Consider the following 16,935-nt stretch of genomic DNA (forward strand, 5'->3'; position numbering starts at 1 on the left):
GTGGTGCATCACCGCTTCGGCATGCGCATCAGGCGGGTGCCGCTGGCGCGGTCGTGCCAGGTCAGGCGGTCGCGGTCGACCCATGCCCACCAGAACCCCAGTCCACCCAGCAGCAGCGACAGTGAGCCCACCGCGAAGCGCAGCCACAGTTGGCCGCGCCGCAGCGGCGTGCCATCGCTCGATTGCAGTTTCAGCCGCCACGGTCGCATGCCCAGCGTCTGTCCGCCACGGCGCCAGCTGGCCGTGGCGTACCACCCCGTGATTCCCCAGCACACCGCCCACAGCAGCCACTGCCAGGCACTGAACGGTGCGATGTTCTCGCGCTGCGCGTGGCCGCTGAAGGTGTAGGCGAGGGTGAACAGCGTGCCGGCCAGCATCCACAGCGCCAGCACCGGCAGTGCGTCGTAGACCATCGCCAGCACGCGCCAGGCCAACAAGGCACGTGGGCGGGGCATTTCGGTAGCGGCCGCAGGGGCCGTGTCGGTGGCGGGGCGGGACATGCGCCGAGCATACGCAAAGCTGGCCGCGCCCGCAGTGGCCCTCGTATCCTGCACCCATGGCCCTTGTTTCCACCCCCGCCGAACGCCGCCAGCTGGTGCAGCAACTGCCCGAGCTGCGCGCCGACGACAGCGCGCGCATCCAGCGCTTCCTCGATGCGATCTGGGCCGAGAACGGCCTGGCCCGCGCCACCCTCGACAGCTACCGGCGCGACCTGGAAGGGCTGGCGCGCTGGATGGATGGACGCGACGGTGGCCTGGCCGGCATCGAGCGCCCGGGGTTGTTCGATTACCTGGCCTGGCGCACCCGGCATGGCTGGTCGCCGCGCAGCAATGCGCGCCTGCTGTCGGCGCTGCGCGCGTTCTTCGCCGATGGCGTGCGCCGTGGTGAACGCAGCGAGGACCCCAGTGCACTGCTGGACCCGCCGAAGCTGCCGCGGCTGTTGCCGAAGGCGCTGGCCGAAAGCCAGATCGACGCACTGCTGGCGGCGCCGGACATCGACAGTCCGCTGGGCCTGCGCGATCGCGCCATGCTGGAGCTGATGTATGCCGCCGGCCTGCGCGTGAGCGAGCTGGTGCTGCTGCCGGCCACGGCAGTCAACCTGCGCCAGGGCGTGCTGCGGGTCACGGGCAAGGGCAGCAAGGAGCGGCTGGTGCCGCTGGGCGAGGAATCGCAGCACTGGCTGGAACGCTACCTGCAGCAGTCGCGGCCGCAGCTGGTCGGCAGGGGCAGGGTGCAGGCACTGGCCGATGGGCAGACGCCGTTGTTCGTCGAGCCGACGCTGCATGCGCTGACCCGGCAGGCCTTCTGGCACCTGGTCAAGCGCCACGCGCAGGTGGCCGGTATCGACCCGGTGCGGATCAGCCCGCATGGCCTGCGCCACAGCTTCGCCACCCACCTGCTCAACCGTGGCGCTGACCTGCGCGCGCTGCAGATGCTGCTCGGCCACAGCTCGCTGTCCACCACCCAGATCTACACCCTGGTGGCCCGCGAACACCTGCAGAAGCTGCACGCGCGCCACCATCCGCGCGGCTGAGCAGCGGCCTGAACCCCGGCCTCGGGCGGTGGGCAGTGTCGCGGCCCGGTAGCGGCGGCTGTGTCAGAATCCGGGGTCTTCTTCTGTCGCGGACCGCTCCATGCTCCGATTTGCCATCGCCGCCGTGTTCGGTGCGCTCAGCCTGACCGCCTGCGCTCAGCCGGCTCCGCCGGTCGCCAAGGCACCCGCCGCGGCTGCGGCCAAGGCCGCCCCGGCCGCCAACGCTTCGGCCGACCAGGCCGTACGCGCCGCGCTGACCGCCCTGAATCCCGGCTTCCAGGTGGACTACATCGGCGCTGCGCCGTTCCCCGGCTTCCGCGAGGTCGTGGTCTCCGGCCAGTTGCTGTACGTGTCCGACGATGGCCGCTACCTGTTCCAGTCGCAGCCCTACGACACGCGTGCCAAGGGCCCGGCCAACAGCGAAGGCCTGCTCGGCTACCGCCGCGATCTGCTGGCCAAGGCCAACCACGGCGACCGCATCGTATTCGCTGCGCCCAATGCCAAGTACACCATCAGCGTGTTCACCGACATCGAGTGCGGCTACTGCCGCAAGCTGCATCAGGACATCGCAGAGCTCAACCGCAACGGCATCTCGGTCGAGTACCTGGCATTCCCGCGCATGGGCTTGGGCAGCAAGGACTACACCGACATGATTTCGGTCTGGTGTGCAGCGGATCGCCGCCAGGCCCTGACCAACGCCAAGCGCGGTGGCAGTGTGCCGGCCAAGAACTGCACCAACCCGGTGGCGATGCAGTACGCGCTGGGCCAGCAGTTGGGCGTGAACGGCACGCCGGCGATCTTCGCGCCGGATGGCACCCAGCTGGGCGGTTACCTGCCGCCGGCGCAGCTGCGTGCGGCGCTGGAAAAGCTGTCGGCCAAGCGCTGACCGGGAATGCCGCCGGGCCATGCCCGGCGGATGCATCAATCGAACGAGGCCGGGGATGCGTGTCGCATCCCCGGCTTTTCTCTTATTTCAGGCCATCACTGACCGCCTTGGTCAGCGTGCCCTGCGCATCGTCACCGCTGAACTCCCAGACGAACGCGCCGCCCAGGCCCTGGGTCTTCACGTAGCCCATCTTGCGGGTGATGTTGGCCGGGGTATCGAAGCTCCACAGCGTGCTGCCGTTGTAGATCCAGGTGGCACCGGCCGTGTTGTCGGTGTAGCCCGGCCACGCCAGGTTCTTCAGCACCTTCCAGTCTTCGATGCCGGCTTCATACGTGCCCGGGGCGGCACCGGTCGCGGTCTGGTACAGGCCGTTGTTGGCGTTGGTCACACCGGTCCAGCCACGCCCGTAGTAGCCGATGCCCAGGTTGAGCTTGGCGGCGGGCACGCCACGGCTGATGAAGGCCTCGATGGCGTCGTTGCTGTTGTAGAGCTTCTGGTCGCCGGTGGACGGATCATTCGGCGAATCGAACAGCGCCGACTGGTGATTGGTCTTCGCATCCCACGCGCCGTGGAAGTCGTAGGTCATCACGTTGATGTAGTCCAGGTACGGGTGGTACGCGGCCGGATCAGTGACGCGGATCTTGTCGATGCCGGCACCCACCGCCACCGTCAGCAACAGGCCCGGACGCACCGCATCGAGCTGGCGGCGGAACTCGGCCATCAGCGCGGTGAAGTTGGCGTTGTCCTCCGGCTTGCCGCATTCGATGCCGCAGGCCACCGGGTATTCCCAGTCGATGTCGATGCCGTCGAACACGCCCAGCGCCGCACCGGCGCCGCCGGCACCGTCGGTCACCGGCAGGTTGCCCTTGATGTAGGCGTCGATGCACGAGGCGACAAAGGCCTGGCGGTTTTCCGGGCGCGCTGCGCTGGAGAAGCCGCGCGACCAGGTCCAGCCACCGAGCGAGATCAGCACCTTCATGCCCGGGTACTTGGCCTTGAGCTGCTTGAGCTGGTTCCAGTTGCCGCGCAGCGGCTGGTCCCAGGTATCGGCGCTGCCGCTGACACTCTCGGCGGCACTGAAGGCCTTGGTGTAGTCGGCGAAGGCGTCGCCACCGGCACCGCTGTTCGGATCCGACGGCTGGGTGATGCCCACTTCGCAGCGGTTGTTGCGCACGTTGCCGAACGCGTAGTTGATGTGGGTCAGGCGTGCGGCCGAGCCGCTGCTGTCGATGTTCTTGACCCGGTAGTTGCGGCCGTAGATGCCCCACTGGGTGAAGTAGCCGATGACCCGCTTGCCGGTGGTGCCACCGTCACCGGCCAGCGTGGTGGCGCTGATCTCGGTGCCCTGTGCCGACGCATTGCCCGCGTTGTCGCGGGCGCGCACGCGGTAGCGGTAGGTGGTGGAGGCAGTCAGCCCGCCGTCGACATAGCTGGCACTGGACGGTGAACCGACCAGGCTGCCGTTGCGGTACACGTCGTAGCCGGCCACGCCGCTGCCGCCGGTGTTGTCGATGGACGGGTTCCAGCTGAGTGCGATGCTGTTGGCGGTGCTCGTACCGACCGCCAGCCCGCCCGGCACGCTCGGTGCGGTGGTATCGCCACCGGCGGCGTTGACGGTGATGGTGATGGTCGCGGTGCTGCTGGTGGCGTTGTTGTTGTCAGTGGCCACCGCGCGCAGGGTGTGGCTGCCGGCGCTGGCATTGGCCCAGCTGGCCGCGTACGGCGCACTGGTGGCCACGCCCAGCGTGCTGCCATCGCGGAAGAACTCGACCTTGGCGACGCTGCCGTCCGGATCACTGGCGTTGGCAGTCACGTTGACCGTGCTGCCGGCACTGAAGGTGGCGCCGTTGGCCGGCGAGGTCAGGCTGACCACCGGCGGCTGGTTGGCGCCGCTGCCATCGCAGGCGCCGAGGTTGGTGTAGTAGGGCGCACCGGCCGGATGGTCCGGCGGCGCGTTCCAGATGTCCTGGTTCGCCCGATAGAGGACGCCTCCTTTCTGCAGGGTATCGCCGGCCCGGTAGATCTTGGCCTGGTCCCATTGGGCCACCCCGGCACAGCTGGCGGCCTGCGCCAGGCCGGGCAGGGCGGCGGCACCGGCGGCCAGGGCAAGCAGCCAGGCCAGGCGGTGGGGACGACAGCTTCGGGTCGAACGTTCGGCACTGCGCACAATCGGGTCGTACATGGGTAAGTCTCCGATCAAAGGGCGCGCGGGCCCCGATGGCGCCGCGCGTGACGCAGGTCCGGGCATCGCCCGGGAAGGCGACGGAGGGGCCGGACGGAGGTACCTGGGAGGCCGGGGAGAGAGTCCGGCGCCAGGTAGGGACAACGTTGTCATCAATCGTGTGGTCAATCCGTGAGCAAGCGCATGGTTCGGGGATTTGGGCGGAAAGCGGCGCTGGCGCGCGGTCGGCGGCCGTCGGCGGAGCCCCCTCGTGGCTGGGGCTTGCCGCGAACAGCGGATTTCTGGGGGTTGGCCGGGCGGGTGGGCTCAGGCGGGGACGCCGTGAACCCGTCCATGGGGGCTTGGCCGCGGCATCCATGCCGCGGACACCCCGCCTGAGCCCACCCGCCCGACCACGGACAGGTTCCTGCGCGGCCAGCCACGAAAGACAGAACAAGAAATCAAAAGCAAAAGCCGGTCGCTTCGCTCTTCAATGCCTGATTTCTGACATTTCCTGGTTGCCGGCCAGCGGCCGGCACTACCGGGGAGCGTCCACGCATGGCGTGGATCTACCGCAGATCGCGGAAATCTGTCGAAGGCGGGGTGGGTCCGGTGGCGGGGGTGTCCGCGGCATGGATGCCGCGGCCAAGCCCCCCCAGGGATGGGTTTACGGCGTCCCCCGCCACCGGACCCACCCCGCCATCCCACGGAAATCCTGTTTTTGCTTTGGCAACTGCTGTTGCTGTTGCCGTTGCCCTGGCCTAGGCGGGTGCCGGGCGCCGCCCGGCCAAAGCCCTTCCCCCGCTTCCGGTACAATGTCGGGCCCGTTTCCCAACTACGGTTCCCCGGACATGATGGTCCTCGAGGGCGCGCCCGCCCTGTCGCCGTTCCGCCGCGAACGTCTTGAATCCCGCCTGCAGTCCATCGCGCCCTCCCTGCGCATCAGCGGTGCCTGGCACGTCTACTTCGTGCAGCCCGAAGGCAGCTCCGCCCCCGACCTGACCACGCTGTGCCGCATCCTCGAAGCTGCGCCGCAGGCCGAGGCCCTGGCCGAAGGCGCGGTCAGCCGCATCGTGGTGCCGCGCCTGGGCACGTTGTCGCCGTGGTCGAGCAAGGCCACCGAGCTGGTCCGTGGTGCCGGGCAGCCGGTGAGCCGGGTCGAGCGCGGCCTGCGCATCGACGTGCAGGGCTGGCCGGCCGATGCCGCCGCCCAGCAGGCGCTGGTCAAGGCGCTGCACGACCCGATGACGCAGTCGGTGCTGGAGACCGTGGGGCAGGGCCAGGCGCTGTTCTCGGCGCCGGCCCGTGGCGAACTGGAACGCGTGCCGGTGGACCAGCTGGAGGCCGCCAACCAGCGCCTCGGCCTGGCCATGGCCCAGGACGAGATCGACTACCTGCGCGAACGCTTCACCGCGCTGGGCCGCGCGCCGTCCGACGTCGAACTGATGATGTTCGCGCAGGCCAATTCCGAGCACTGCCGGCACAAGATCTTCAACGCCAGCTGGACCATCGACGGTCAGGAGCAGGACCGCTCGCTGTTCCGGATGATCAAGAACACCCACCAGCAGACCCCGCAGCACACGCTCAGCGCGTACAGCGACAATGCGGCGGTGATTGAAGGCCATCCGGCCTCGCGTTACCGCCCGGACCCGGCCAGTGGCGAATACCGCCGCGAAGCACAGGTGCCCAGCGCGTTCCAGATCAAGGTGGAAACGCACAACCACCCGACCGCGATCGCGCCGTTCCCGGGCGCATCGACCGGCAACGGTGGCGAGATCCGCGACGAAGGCGCAACCGGCCGCGGTGGCAAGCCGAAGGCGGGCCTGTCCGGTTTCTCGGTCTCGCACCTGCGCATTCCGGAACTGCCGCAGCCGTGGGAAGCGCCGCGCGCGCTGAACCCGCGCATGGCGCCGGCGCTGGAAATCATGACTGACGGCCCGCTGGGCGGCGCTGCGTTCAACAACGAATTCGGCCGCCCGAACCTGCTCGGCTACTTCCGCAGCTTCGAGCTGCCGGAAGGCGCCGATCTGGTCCGCGCCTACGACAAGCCGATCATGCTGGCCGGTGGCCTCGGCGCGATCGATCGCGTACAGGTTGACAAGATCCCGCTGCAGGCCGGTGATGCGGTCATCGTGCTCGGTGGCCCGGCGATGCTGATCGGCCTGGGCGGCGGCGCCGCCAGTTCGGTGGCCTCCGGTGAAAGCGCCGAGGACCTGGACTTCGCCAGCGTGCAGCGCGACAACCCGGAAATGGAGCGTCGCTGCCAGGAGGTCATCGACCGCTGCGTGGCAATGGGTGCCAACAACCCGATCAAGTTCTTCCATGACGTCGGTGCAGGTGGCCTGTCCAATGCCATCCCCGAACTGCTGCACGACTCGAACGTCGGTGGTGTCATCGACCTGGGCAAGGTGCCCACCGATGACCCGTCGCTGTCGCCGATGCAGCTGTGGTGCAACGAATCGCAGGAACGCTACGTGCTCGGCGTGGCCCAGGAGCGCCTGGCCGAGTTCGCCGCGCTGTGTGCCCGCGAGCGCTGCCCGTTCGCTGCGGTTGGCGTGGCGACTGCCGAGGAACACCTGGTGGTGGCCTACGGTGCCGTGCCGGGCCACACCCCGGCCGATGCGCCGATTGATCTGCCGATGGACGTGCTGTTCGGCAAGCCGCCGAAGATGCACCGCGACACCGCGCACCCGCCGGCCCCGCGCTGGCCAGCGCTGAAGACCGGCGGCCTGGACCTGCAGGAAGCCGGCCTTCGCGTGCTGGCGCACCCGACGGTCGCTTCGAAGAACTTCCTGGTCACCATCGGTGACCGCAGCGTCGGCGGCCTGACCGCACGCGAACAGATGGTCGGCCCGTGGCAGCTGCCGGTTTCCGACGTGGCGATCACCCTGGCCGACTTCGACGGCGTGGCCGGCGAAGCGATGTCGATCGGCGAGCGCACCCCGCTGGCCCTGCTCGACGCCGCTGCGTCGGCACGCATGGCGGTGGGCGAAGCGCTGACCAACCTGTGCGCGGCCCCGGTCGATGCGTTGGATGAAATCAAGCTGTCGGCGAACTGGATGGCCGCGGCCGGCCACCCCGGCGAAGACGCGCTGCTGTACGACGCGGTGAAGGCGGTGGGCATGGAACTGTGCCCGCAGCTGGACATCAGCATCCCGGTGGGCAAGGACTCGCTGTCGATGCAGGCGCAGTGGCACGACCAGGGCGAAGCGCACAAGAGTGTGTCGCCGGTGTCACTGGTGATCTCGGCGTTTGCGCCGGTGGCTGACGTGCGCCAGCAGCTGACGCCGCTGCTCGACCGCGACGTGGACAGCGAGCTGTGGCTGATCGGCCTGGGCGCCGGCAAGCAGCGCCTGGGCGGTTCGATCCTGGCCCAGGTGCATGCCGACCACGGCGATCTGCCGGCCTTCGCCGGTGCCGCGCCGGACCTGGACGACCCGCAGCGCCTGCGTGGCTTCTTTGAACTGATCCGCGATGCGCGCCAGTCCGGCCTGCTGCTGGCCTATCACGACCGCAGCGACGGCGGCGCCTTCGCTGCGCTGTGCGAAATGGCCTTCACCTCGCGCCTGGGCCTGGACATCACTCTCGATGCCTGGGGCGATGATCCGTTCCGCAGCCTGTTCAATGAAGAACTGGGTGCGGTGGTGCAGATCGCGCGCGAAGACCGTGCTGCGTTCGCCGACCTGGTCGAACGCCACGCACTGACCGAATGCGCACAGCGCATCGCCAAGCCGACCACCGCACCGGTGGTGCGCGTGTCGCTGGGCGGCGAGAACCTGGCCGAGTGGCGCTGGGACGCGCTGTTCGACGCCTGGTGGTCGGTCACCCACGCGATGCAGAAGCGCCGCGACAACCCGGCCAACGCCGACGCTGAGCGCGAGATTGCGCGTTCCTTCACGGCGCCGGGCCTGAAGCCCAAGCTCAGCTTCGACCTCAACGAAGACGTGGCGGCGCCGTTCATCAGCACCGGTGCGCGCCCGCGCGTGGCCGTGCTGCGCGAGCAGGGCGTGAACGGCCAGATTGAAATGGCCAACGCCTTCGAACGTGCCGGCTTCCGCGCCTTCGACGTGCATATGAGCGACCTGATCGAAGGCCGCGTGGCCCTGCAGGACTTCACCGGCCTGGTCGCCTGTGGTGGCTTCAGCTACGGCGACGTGCTCGGTGCCGGCCGTGGCTGGGCCACCTCGATCCTGGAGCGCAGCGCGCTGCGTGATGCCTTCGCTGCGTTCTTCGCCCGCGAGGACAGCTTCGCGCTGGGCGTGTGCAACGGCTGCCAGATGATGAGCCAGCTGAAGGGCATCATTCCGGGGGCCGAGCACTGGCCGCAGTTCCGCCGCAACGCCAGCGAGCAGTTCGAAGCCCGTACCGCGCTGCTGGAGGTGGTGGAATCGCCGTCGATCCTGCTGCGTGGCATGGCCGGCTCGCGCCTGCAGGTGGCGGTGGCGCATGGTGAAGGCCAGGCGGTGTTCGACAACGCCGTCGACCAGGCCGCCGCACGCGTCTCGCTGCGCTACATCGATGGCAATGGCAACGTCGCCAGCCAGTACCCGCTGAATCCGAACGGTTCGCCGGACGGCATCACCGGCCTGACCAGCAGTGACGGCCGCGTCACCATCATGATGCCGCACCCGGAACGCACCCCGCGCGCGCTCAACCTGAGCTGGGCTCCGGCCGAGTGGCAGGGCGATTCGCCGTGGATGCGCATGTTCCGCAACGCGCGGGTGTGGTGCGGCTGATCGCACTGCATCGCGCAGGCCTCAATGCCATCGCGTATGGAAAAACCCGCCGTTGATCGGCGGGTTTTTCTTTGCGCGCTTGAAACTCCAGTCGCGACCGCTAGTTACATGCATTTTCATGCGTCGAGGAATCGTCACGCATGCATAACAAAATCATTTCATAAACACGTGAAATAGTGATGTGCTTCACGGCAATAGGATTTGCTGTGTCAAAGTCTTGACGATCTGCAAAGTTGCCGTTAACACTTGAACCCCGTTTCAGAATCATTCATTTCGCAGTAACCGCTTGGCGCACGCGCTCGGTTTTCTGTCGCTGCGCGCCGTTCGGCAATACCCCGCAGTAAATCACGCGAATAAACGCCCCCAGGGGACGTTGGGCCGGAAAGCCCAGCGGTGGCGTTGCTTTGCCCAAAACCAGTCCAATCAGGAGCCGTACCGATGAATCGGATTTATCGCAAGGTCTGGAACAAAGCATTGGGTCAGTTGGTGGTGGCCTCGGAACTGGCCTCCTCCGACAGCGGCGGCGGGGTCGTCGACCAGCGCCGCGATGCAACGCAGGCTGCGCCCGCAAGGTTGGCGATGGCACTGGGCCTGGTATTGGGATTGGGCATGAGCGGTATCGCCGCAGCACAGTCGGTGCAGATCGGCGGCAGCGCCACCTGCGTGGCATTCAGCGGCAAGCTGCTCGAAAAGTGCCTGATCGAAGGCTCGGCCACGGCCAAGGGCAGCAACGCGGTGGCGATCGGCAGCAACAGCAGCGCCAGTGCGGCCAACAGCGTAGCGCTGGGCGCCGGCTCCAAGGCCACGCGTGCCAACACGGTGTCCGTGGGTGATACCGGCAAGGAACGGCAGATCACCAATGTTGCCGCAGGCAGCCAGGCCACCGATGCGGTGAACAAGGCGCAGCTGGACGCGCAGGCGCGCGCCACTCAGGCTGCGCTGGCCGACGTTGCCGCAGATGGCAACCGTTATTTCAAGGCCGATGGCGCAGGCGATGACAGCGACGCGGCGAAGATCGACGGGCAGGGCGCAGTCGCGGCCGGTGCCGGCGCACAGTCGCTGGCCAATGCCACCACTGCCATCGGTACCCAGGCCATTGCCGCGGGCCTGGGCGCAAGCGCGTTCGGCCAGGGCGCCTTGGCAATCGGCGATGCCAGCGTGGTGGTCGGGCAGAGCGCTGCGGCCTTCGGTCTCGGCGACACCGCGGTTGGCGCAAGCGCGACCGCCGCCAGCGAGAACGGCGCAGCCACCGCACTGGGTGCGCTGTCCGAAGCGACTGCCGATGGCGCCACCGCTGTTGGCGGCGGTGCCGTGGCGATGGGCCCGGGCAGCACCGCGCTGGGCCGCGGCGCTACCGCAGCCAACGAAGCATCGATCGCGGTGGGTGCGTTCAGCACCGCCGTCGGTGAATACAGCACCGCGCTGGGTTCGAATTCCGCGGCGGTGGCCACCGGCAGCGTGGCGCTCGGCGCGGGCTCGCTGGCCGACCGCGTCGATACCGTGTCCGTTGGTGCCGCCGAATACGGCCTGACCCGGCAGATCACCAGCGTGGCCGCAGGCACCGAAGACAACGATGCAGTCAATGTCGGTCAGCTGAAGGACGTTGCCGCCGTGGCCGATGCCACCGCCAAGCGCTTCCAGGCTAACGGCAGCAGCAACAGCGATGCCGGTGCACTGGCCGAGGGCGACGAGGCGCTGGCGGCCGGCGAGGCCGCCAATGCCATCGGCAACGGCACCACGGCAGTCGGTGCCGGCGCCACCGCCATCGCGCAGAACGCCACTGCCGTTGGCAACAACGCGCTGGCCTCGGGCCAGAACAGTGCCGCGTTCGGCAACAACGCGCAGGCCAACGGTCCGGGCAGCGTTGCCGTGGGTGGCGCGGCGGTGGATGCCGACGGCAACCCGCTGATCACCAGCGGCGGCGTGCCGGTGGAAACCGGCGCAACCAGCGCAGGCGTCGGCGGCACTGCGGTCGGCGCCAGTGCCGAAGCCAGTGGTTTTGCGGCGTCGTCCTACGGCGTCGGCGCCTATGCGGCCGGTGCGCAGGCGTCGGCCTTCGGCGCCGTGGCCAATGCCATCGGTGACTACTCCACCGCGCTGGGTACGCAGAGCAACGCGACGGGCACCAGCAGCGTCGCCATCGGTGGTCCGGCTGACCTGATCCCCGGCCTGGGCTTCTTCGTGCAGACCCAGGCCAGTGGCGAAGCCGCCACCGCCGTCGGTGCCGGTGCCATCGCCAGTGGCGACCGTGCCGTGGCCAACGGCAGCCTCAGCGAAGCCTCCGGCGCCGAAGCGACCGCGGTCGGCTACTTCGCCTATGCACCGGGCGAGAACGCCAGTGCCCTCGGCGCGCAGACTTGGGCGAGCGGTGCGCAGAGCACGGCCGTGGGCTACTACGCCACTGCGCGCGGCGCCAACAGTGTCGCGCTCGGGGCCAACTCCGAAGCGGTGCGCGCCAACAGCGTGGCCGTCGGCAGCGCCGGCAACGAGCGGCAGATCACCAGCGTCGCTGCGGGCAGCGAAGCCACCGATGCGGTGAACAAGGCCCAGCTCGACGCCGTGGCCGGCACTGCCGACACCACCGCGCGTTTCTTCCAGGCACAGCCGGAGGCGGGCAGTGATGCTGGCGCACTGGCTGATGGCGAAGGCTCCATCGCTGTAGGTTCGTCGAGCAATGCGATCGGCGCAGGTGCCATCGCGCAGGGTGCTGCCGCGTCGGCCATCGGCGATGACAGCGTGGCCGTGGGCCGCAACAGCGCGGCCACCGGTAATGGCGGTGTCGCCATCGGTGGCCTCGGCCAGGCCTACGACGAGTTCAACCAGCCGATCATCGGTGCCGATGGCACGGCGCAGCAGGTGGGCACCACCGCTGTTGCCGATGCCACCGCAGTCGGCAGCGGCGCGCAGGCCACCGGGGCTGCCAGCAGCGCCTTCGGCAACGCGGCCAAGGCCAGTGGTGACAACAGCTTCGCCGCAGGCGGCAAGTCGCGCGCCACCGGCAGCTATGCGGTTGCGGTCGGCGACAGCGCATTCGCCAGCAGCGATGACAGCACCGCAGTAGGCGGATACAGCTGGGCCACTGCCAGTGGCGCAGCAGCATTCGGTTCGGGTGCATGGGCCACTGCCACCAATGCCTCGGCGTTCGGCAACGCGGCCTGGGCCAGTGGCAGCGGCGCAACGTCCATCGGTTACAACAGCTGGGCCAACGGCGCCAGCTCCACAGCGGTCGGCCGTGGTGCCTTCGGTTATGGCGACAACAGCGTGGCGTTGGGTTTCCAGGCGCTGGGCAACAGCATCAACAGCATCGCCATCGGCACCAACACGGTGGCCGGTGGTGAGAGTGCGATCGCGCTCGGTGCCGGCAGCAATGCCAGCGCCAGCAACACGGTCGCGCTGGGTGCCGGTTCGGTCGCCAACCGCGCGCGCACGGTGTCGGTGGGCAGCGCCGGCAACGAACGCCAGGTCACCAACGTCGCCGCCGGCACCCAGGCCACCGATGCGGTGAACAAGGCGCAGCTGGATGCGGTGGCGACCACGGCCACCACCACCAGCCGCTTCTTCCAGGCCAGCGGCAACGGCGACGACGTAGCCGGTGCATTGGTGGAAGGTGACAACGCACTGGCGGCCGGTGATGCCGCCAACGCCATCGGCAATGGCGCCACCGCACTGGGTAGCGGCGCCAACGCGCTGGCCAGCAACGCACAGGCGCTGGGCTTCAATGCGTTGGCGACCGCAGCCAACGCCAGCGCTGTTGGTGCCAACGCACAGGCCACGGGCGAGTACGCCACCGCGCATGGCGCGGAAAGCGAAGCCAGCGGCGAGCAGAGCGCGGCGTTCGGTGCGGCCAGCATCGCCAGCGGCGCCGGTAGCACTGCCAATGGCGTGCTGTCCGAAGCGTCCGGCGAAGAGGCCGTGGCCGTGGGCTACTTCAGCAATGCCAGCGGCGACGCGGCCACCGCTGTCGGCAGCGAGAGCGTAGCCAGTGGTACGGCGTCGGCGGCCTTCGGTATCGGTGCCGAAGCCAGCGGCGGTTACAGCACCGCCATCGGTGGCTATGCACAGGCCTCGGCCTTCAATGCCACCGCGTTCGGCAACTTCGCCAACGCCTCCGGCTCCAACAGCGTGGCCGTGGGTGGCGACTCGGAAGCGTCCGGCGCCTACAGCACAGCCACCGGCCAGGGCAGCATGGCCACCGGCACCAACAGTGTCGCCGTCGGCGGCTCGCTGTTTGGCGTGCTGGCCACCGAAGCGTCGGGTAACTATTCCACTGCGGTGGGTGGTGGCGCCTGGTCGGGGGGCATCAACAGCACCGCACTGGGCAACGCCGCCGAATCGCGTGGTGCCAACAGCGTGGCGCTGGGTGCGGACTCGATTGCCGACCGTGACAACACCGTGTCGGTGGGCGGCGGTGGCAATACCCGCCAGATCACCAATGTGGCCGACGGCACCCAGGGCAATGATGCGGTCAACAGGAATCAGCTCGATGCCGTAGCCGCGGCAGCGGAAAAGACCAGCCGGCAGTTCCAGGCCAGCGGCAATGCCGATGGTGAAACCGGGGCGCTGGTGGAGGGCGACAACGCGCTGGCCGCAGGTGACGCCGCCAATGCGATCGGCAACGGTGCCACCGCACTCGGCAGCGGTGCCAATGCGCTGGCAGCCAACGCCACCGCCGTGGGCATCGATGCGCTGGCCACTGGCAGCAACGCGGCGGCCCTGGGCAGCACGGCACAGGCCACCGGCGAAGACAGCCTGGCCCTGGGCAGCGGTGCCGGTGCCAGCGAGGTCGGTGCAAGCGCGGTCGGTGCGCGCGCGCAGGCCAGCGGTGCCTACAGCACGGCCACGGGCACTGAAGCCAATGCCAGCGGCACCCAGGCACTGGCCAGTGGCTTCCGCAGCGCCGCGTCTGCCGATGGCACTACCGCTGTCGGCGGCTACGCCGAAGCCAGCGGTCGCCTCGGCACTGCCTTGGGCTACGGCTCGGCAGCCAGTGGTGCCAACACCACTGCAGTCGGTTTCGGTGCCGCTGCGGCTGGTACCGGTGCCGTTGCCGTGGGTCAGTCCAGCGAGGCCAGTGGCGAGGAGAGCGTGGCCATCGGCGGCAGCACCTTCTTCGGCCTGATCCCGTCGCGTGCCAGTGGCACCGGTGCCGCGGCGTTCGGCGCCGGTGCATGGGCCACCGAAGACTACGCGACCGCCATTGGCTGGAATTCGTGGGCGGCAGGCAGCAGCGCCACCGCGCTGGGTGCCAACGCCACCGCCAATGGCAACAACAGCGTCGCGCTCGGCGCCGGATCCAAGGCCGACCGTGACAACACTGTGGCCGTCGGCAAGGCGGGCGGTGAGCGCCAGGTCACCCATGTCGCAGCCGGTACCGAAGCCACCGATGCGGTGAACAAGGGCCAGCTGGATGCGGTCGCCGGCGTCGCCGACAAGACCAGCCGGCAGTTCCAGGCCAGCGGCAATGCCGATGGCGAGGCCGGTGCACTCGTTGACGGCGACAATGCACTGGCTGCTGGCAACGCGGCCAACGCCATCGGTAATGGCGCCACCGCGCTGGGCAGCGGTGCCAACGCCATGGCCGCCAATGCCACGGCCGTGGGCTTCGATGCGCTCGCCACCGGCAACAATGCGGCGGCGCTCGGCAACGCGGCGCAGGCTGCTGGTGTCGACAGCGTAGCCGTGGGCAGTGGCGCCAGCGCCAGCGAACTCGGCGCCAGTGCTACCGGCGCCGGCGCCCAGGCCAAGGGCGCTTACAGCACTGCCAGCGGCGCGCAGGCCACGGCCAGCGGCACCCAGTCGCAGGCCAGTGGTTTCCGCGCCAATGCTTCGGCCGACGGCGCTTCGGCGCTGGGCAGCTATGCCGAAGCCAGTGGTCGCCTTGGCACTGCAGTGGGTTACGGCAGCAAGGCCACCGGCGCCAATGCCACTGCGGTGGGTGTCAGTGCCAACGCGTCGGCGGCCGGCAGCATCGCACTGGGCGCAGGCTCGGTGGCCGACCGTGCCAACACCGTGTCGGTGGGCAGCAGCACCAGTGATCGTCAGATCACCCGCGTCGCTGCCGGTACCGAGCGCACCGATGCGGTCAATCGCGGCCAGCTTGATGCGGTCGCAGCGACCGCCGATGGCACGGCACGTTACGTCAAGGCCACCGGCGCAGGTATCGCCAGCGCCAGCGGCAGTGATGCCGCCGCGATCGGTTCGGCGGCCAGTGCCAGCGGCGCACGCAGCAATGCGCTGGGCGCCAACGCGATGGCGATCGGCAACGGTGCACTTGCACTGGGCAACAGTGCCGGCGCGTCTGGTGCCAACTCGGTGGCGCTGGGTGCGGGCTCGCGTGCGCTCGATGCCAACGTGGTGTCGGTCGGCGGTGGCAATGGCACCGATGGTCCAGCCACGCGCCGCATCGTCAATGTGGCCGATGGCCGCATCGCCGCCGGCAGCAGCGATGCCATCACCGGCTCCCAGCTCAACGTCACCAACCAGCGGGTGGGCGCGGTGGAAACGCGCGTGGGCGATTTCGATTCGCGCATCGCCACCGTGGAAACCACCGCGGCCAGCGCGGTCAGCTACGACGACGCCAGCCGTGACCGCCTGACCCTGTCCGGTTTCCAGGGCACCACCATCGACAACGTCGGTGCCGGCAGCATTGCCGCGGGCAGTCGCCAGGCGATCAACGGCGGCCAGCTGTTCCAGTCGCTCAGCGATGCCGCCAGCTTCCTCGGCGGTGGTGCCAGCGTCGGCATGCAGGGTGTGTTCGTGGCCCCGAACTACGTGATCCAGGGCGCCACCTACAGCAACGTCGGCGATGCGCTCGGCGCGCTGGACCGCAAGGTCAGCGAGATCGACCGCAGAACCGCCGGTGGCTCGCGTGCCGGGACTGCCAACCTGCGCGCGATGAGTGCCTCGCTGGATGAGAGCCCGCTGGCAAGCACCGCTGATGCACCTGCAACGGCCGACGCGGCACCGGCCAGCACCGCGCGTGTGCAGGGCACACCGACCGCTGCTGCCGCCGGTGCCGGGATTCCGGTTGGCACTCCCGCGACGGGCTTCAATGCCGTCGCCATGGGCGAGGGCGCCGTCGCCAGTGGCGCTTCGTCCACGGCCATCGGCCAGGGCGCCAATGCCACCGCGGCGAACGCGGTGGCGCTGGGCCAGGGCTCGGTTGCCGATCGTGCCAACACGGTCTCGGTGGGCAGTGAAGGCAACGAGCGCCAGGTCACCAATGTGGCGGCGGGTACCACGGCCACCGATGCGGTCAACAAGGGCCAGCTCGACCGTGGCATGGCCACAGCCAACAGCTACACCGACAGCCGCGTCCAGGCCGTCGCCGACAGCTTCGATGTGTTCAAGGGCGAGATCGACGGACGCCTGCGCCACATGGATCGCCGCATCGACCGCCAGGGTGCGATGAGCGCGGCGATGCTCAACATGGCCACCAGTGCCGCCGGTATCCGCACCCAGAACCGGGTCGGCGTCGGCATTGGTTTCCAGGGCGGCGAGTCGGCGTTGTCGCTGGGCTACCAGCGTGCGATCAGCGATCGCGCCACGGTGACCTTCGGCGGTGCTTTCAGCAGCGACGACAGCTCGGTTGGCGTCGGTGCCGGCTTCGGCTGGTAAG

6 protein-coding genes are annotated in these 16,935 nt (G+C 69.1%); 4 read left to right on the forward strand and 2 right to left on the reverse strand.

Annotated features, from left to right (window positions below; translation table 11 throughout):
* Nucleotides 1-8: 8 nt before the first annotated feature.
* Nucleotides 9-500, reverse strand: a complete 492-nt coding sequence (locus ACX9OT_RS18570; protein WP_049461829.1) for an RDD family protein — start codon at nt 498-500, stop codon at nt 9-11.
* Between the two features lie 56 nt (nt 501-556).
* Here ACX9OT_RS18570 and xerD point away from each other — a divergent pair, with 56 nt between their 5' ends.
* On the forward strand, nt 557-1,534 hold the full coding sequence (gene xerD, locus ACX9OT_RS18575; protein WP_423163240.1) for a site-specific tyrosine recombinase XerD: 978 nt from the start codon (nt 557-559) through the stop codon (nt 1,532-1,534).
* 100 nt (nt 1,535-1,634) lie between these two features.
* The gene (locus ACX9OT_RS18580) at nt 1,635-2,420 is read left to right on the forward strand and encodes a DsbC family protein (RefSeq protein ID WP_423163239.1); all 786 of its coding nucleotides are present in this window, start codon (nt 1,635-1,637) and stop codon (nt 2,418-2,420) included.
* Nucleotides 2,421-2,502: 82 nt separating this feature from the next.
* On the opposite strand, the gene ACX9OT_RS18585 is transcribed toward ACX9OT_RS18580, so the two are convergent.
* Nucleotides 2,503-4,602 carry a glycosyl hydrolase family 18 protein gene (locus ACX9OT_RS18585; protein ID WP_459003122.1) on the reverse strand — a complete coding sequence of 700 codons (2,100 nt, stop codon included), beginning with the start codon at nt 4,600-4,602 and terminating at the stop codon, nt 2,503-2,505.
* Nucleotides 4,603-5,432: 830 nt separating this feature from the next.
* Between ACX9OT_RS18585 and purL the strand changes: the two genes are divergently transcribed.
* Together purL and ACX9OT_RS18595 are read left to right on the forward strand one after the other, a co-directional pair.
* On the forward strand, nt 5,433-9,317 hold the full coding sequence (gene purL / locus ACX9OT_RS18590) for a phosphoribosylformylglycinamidine synthase (protein ID WP_459003124.1): 3,885 nt from the start codon (nt 5,433-5,435) through the stop codon (nt 9,315-9,317).
* A gap of 438 nt (nt 9,318-9,755) precedes the next feature.
* Nucleotides 9,756-16,934 carry an ESPR-type extended signal peptide-containing protein gene (locus ACX9OT_RS18595; RefSeq protein ID WP_459003126.1) on the forward strand — a complete coding sequence of 2,393 codons (7,179 nt, stop codon included), beginning with the start codon at nt 9,756-9,758 and terminating at the stop codon, nt 16,932-16,934.
* The last annotated feature ends 1 nt before the right edge of the window (nt 16,935 follow it).

Source organism: Stenotrophomonas genospecies 3, assembly GCF_054473855.1.

Excerpts from the sequence above, each read along its gene's own strand:
- ACX9OT_RS18570 (WP_049461829.1), bottom strand. The coding sequence starts at position 500 with ATGTCCCGCCCCGCCACCGACACGGCCCCTGCGGCCGCTACCGAAATG.
- xerD (WP_423163240.1), top strand. The coding sequence starts at position 557 with ATGGCCCTTGTTTCCACCCCCGCCGAACGCCGCCAGCTGGTGCAGCAA.
- ACX9OT_RS18580 (WP_423163239.1), top strand. The coding sequence starts at position 1,635 with ATGCTCCGATTTGCCATCGCCGCCGTGTTCGGTGCGCTCAGCCTGACC.
- ACX9OT_RS18585 (WP_459003122.1), bottom strand. The coding sequence starts at position 4,602 with ATGTACGACCCGATTGTGCGCAGTGCCGAACGTTCGACCCGAAGCTGT.
- purL (WP_459003124.1), top strand. The coding sequence starts at position 5,433 with ATGATGGTCCTCGAGGGCGCGCCCGCCCTGTCGCCGTTCCGCCGCGAA.
- ACX9OT_RS18595 (WP_459003126.1), top strand. The coding sequence starts at position 9,756 with ATGAATCGGATTTATCGCAAGGTCTGGAACAAAGCATTGGGTCAGTTG.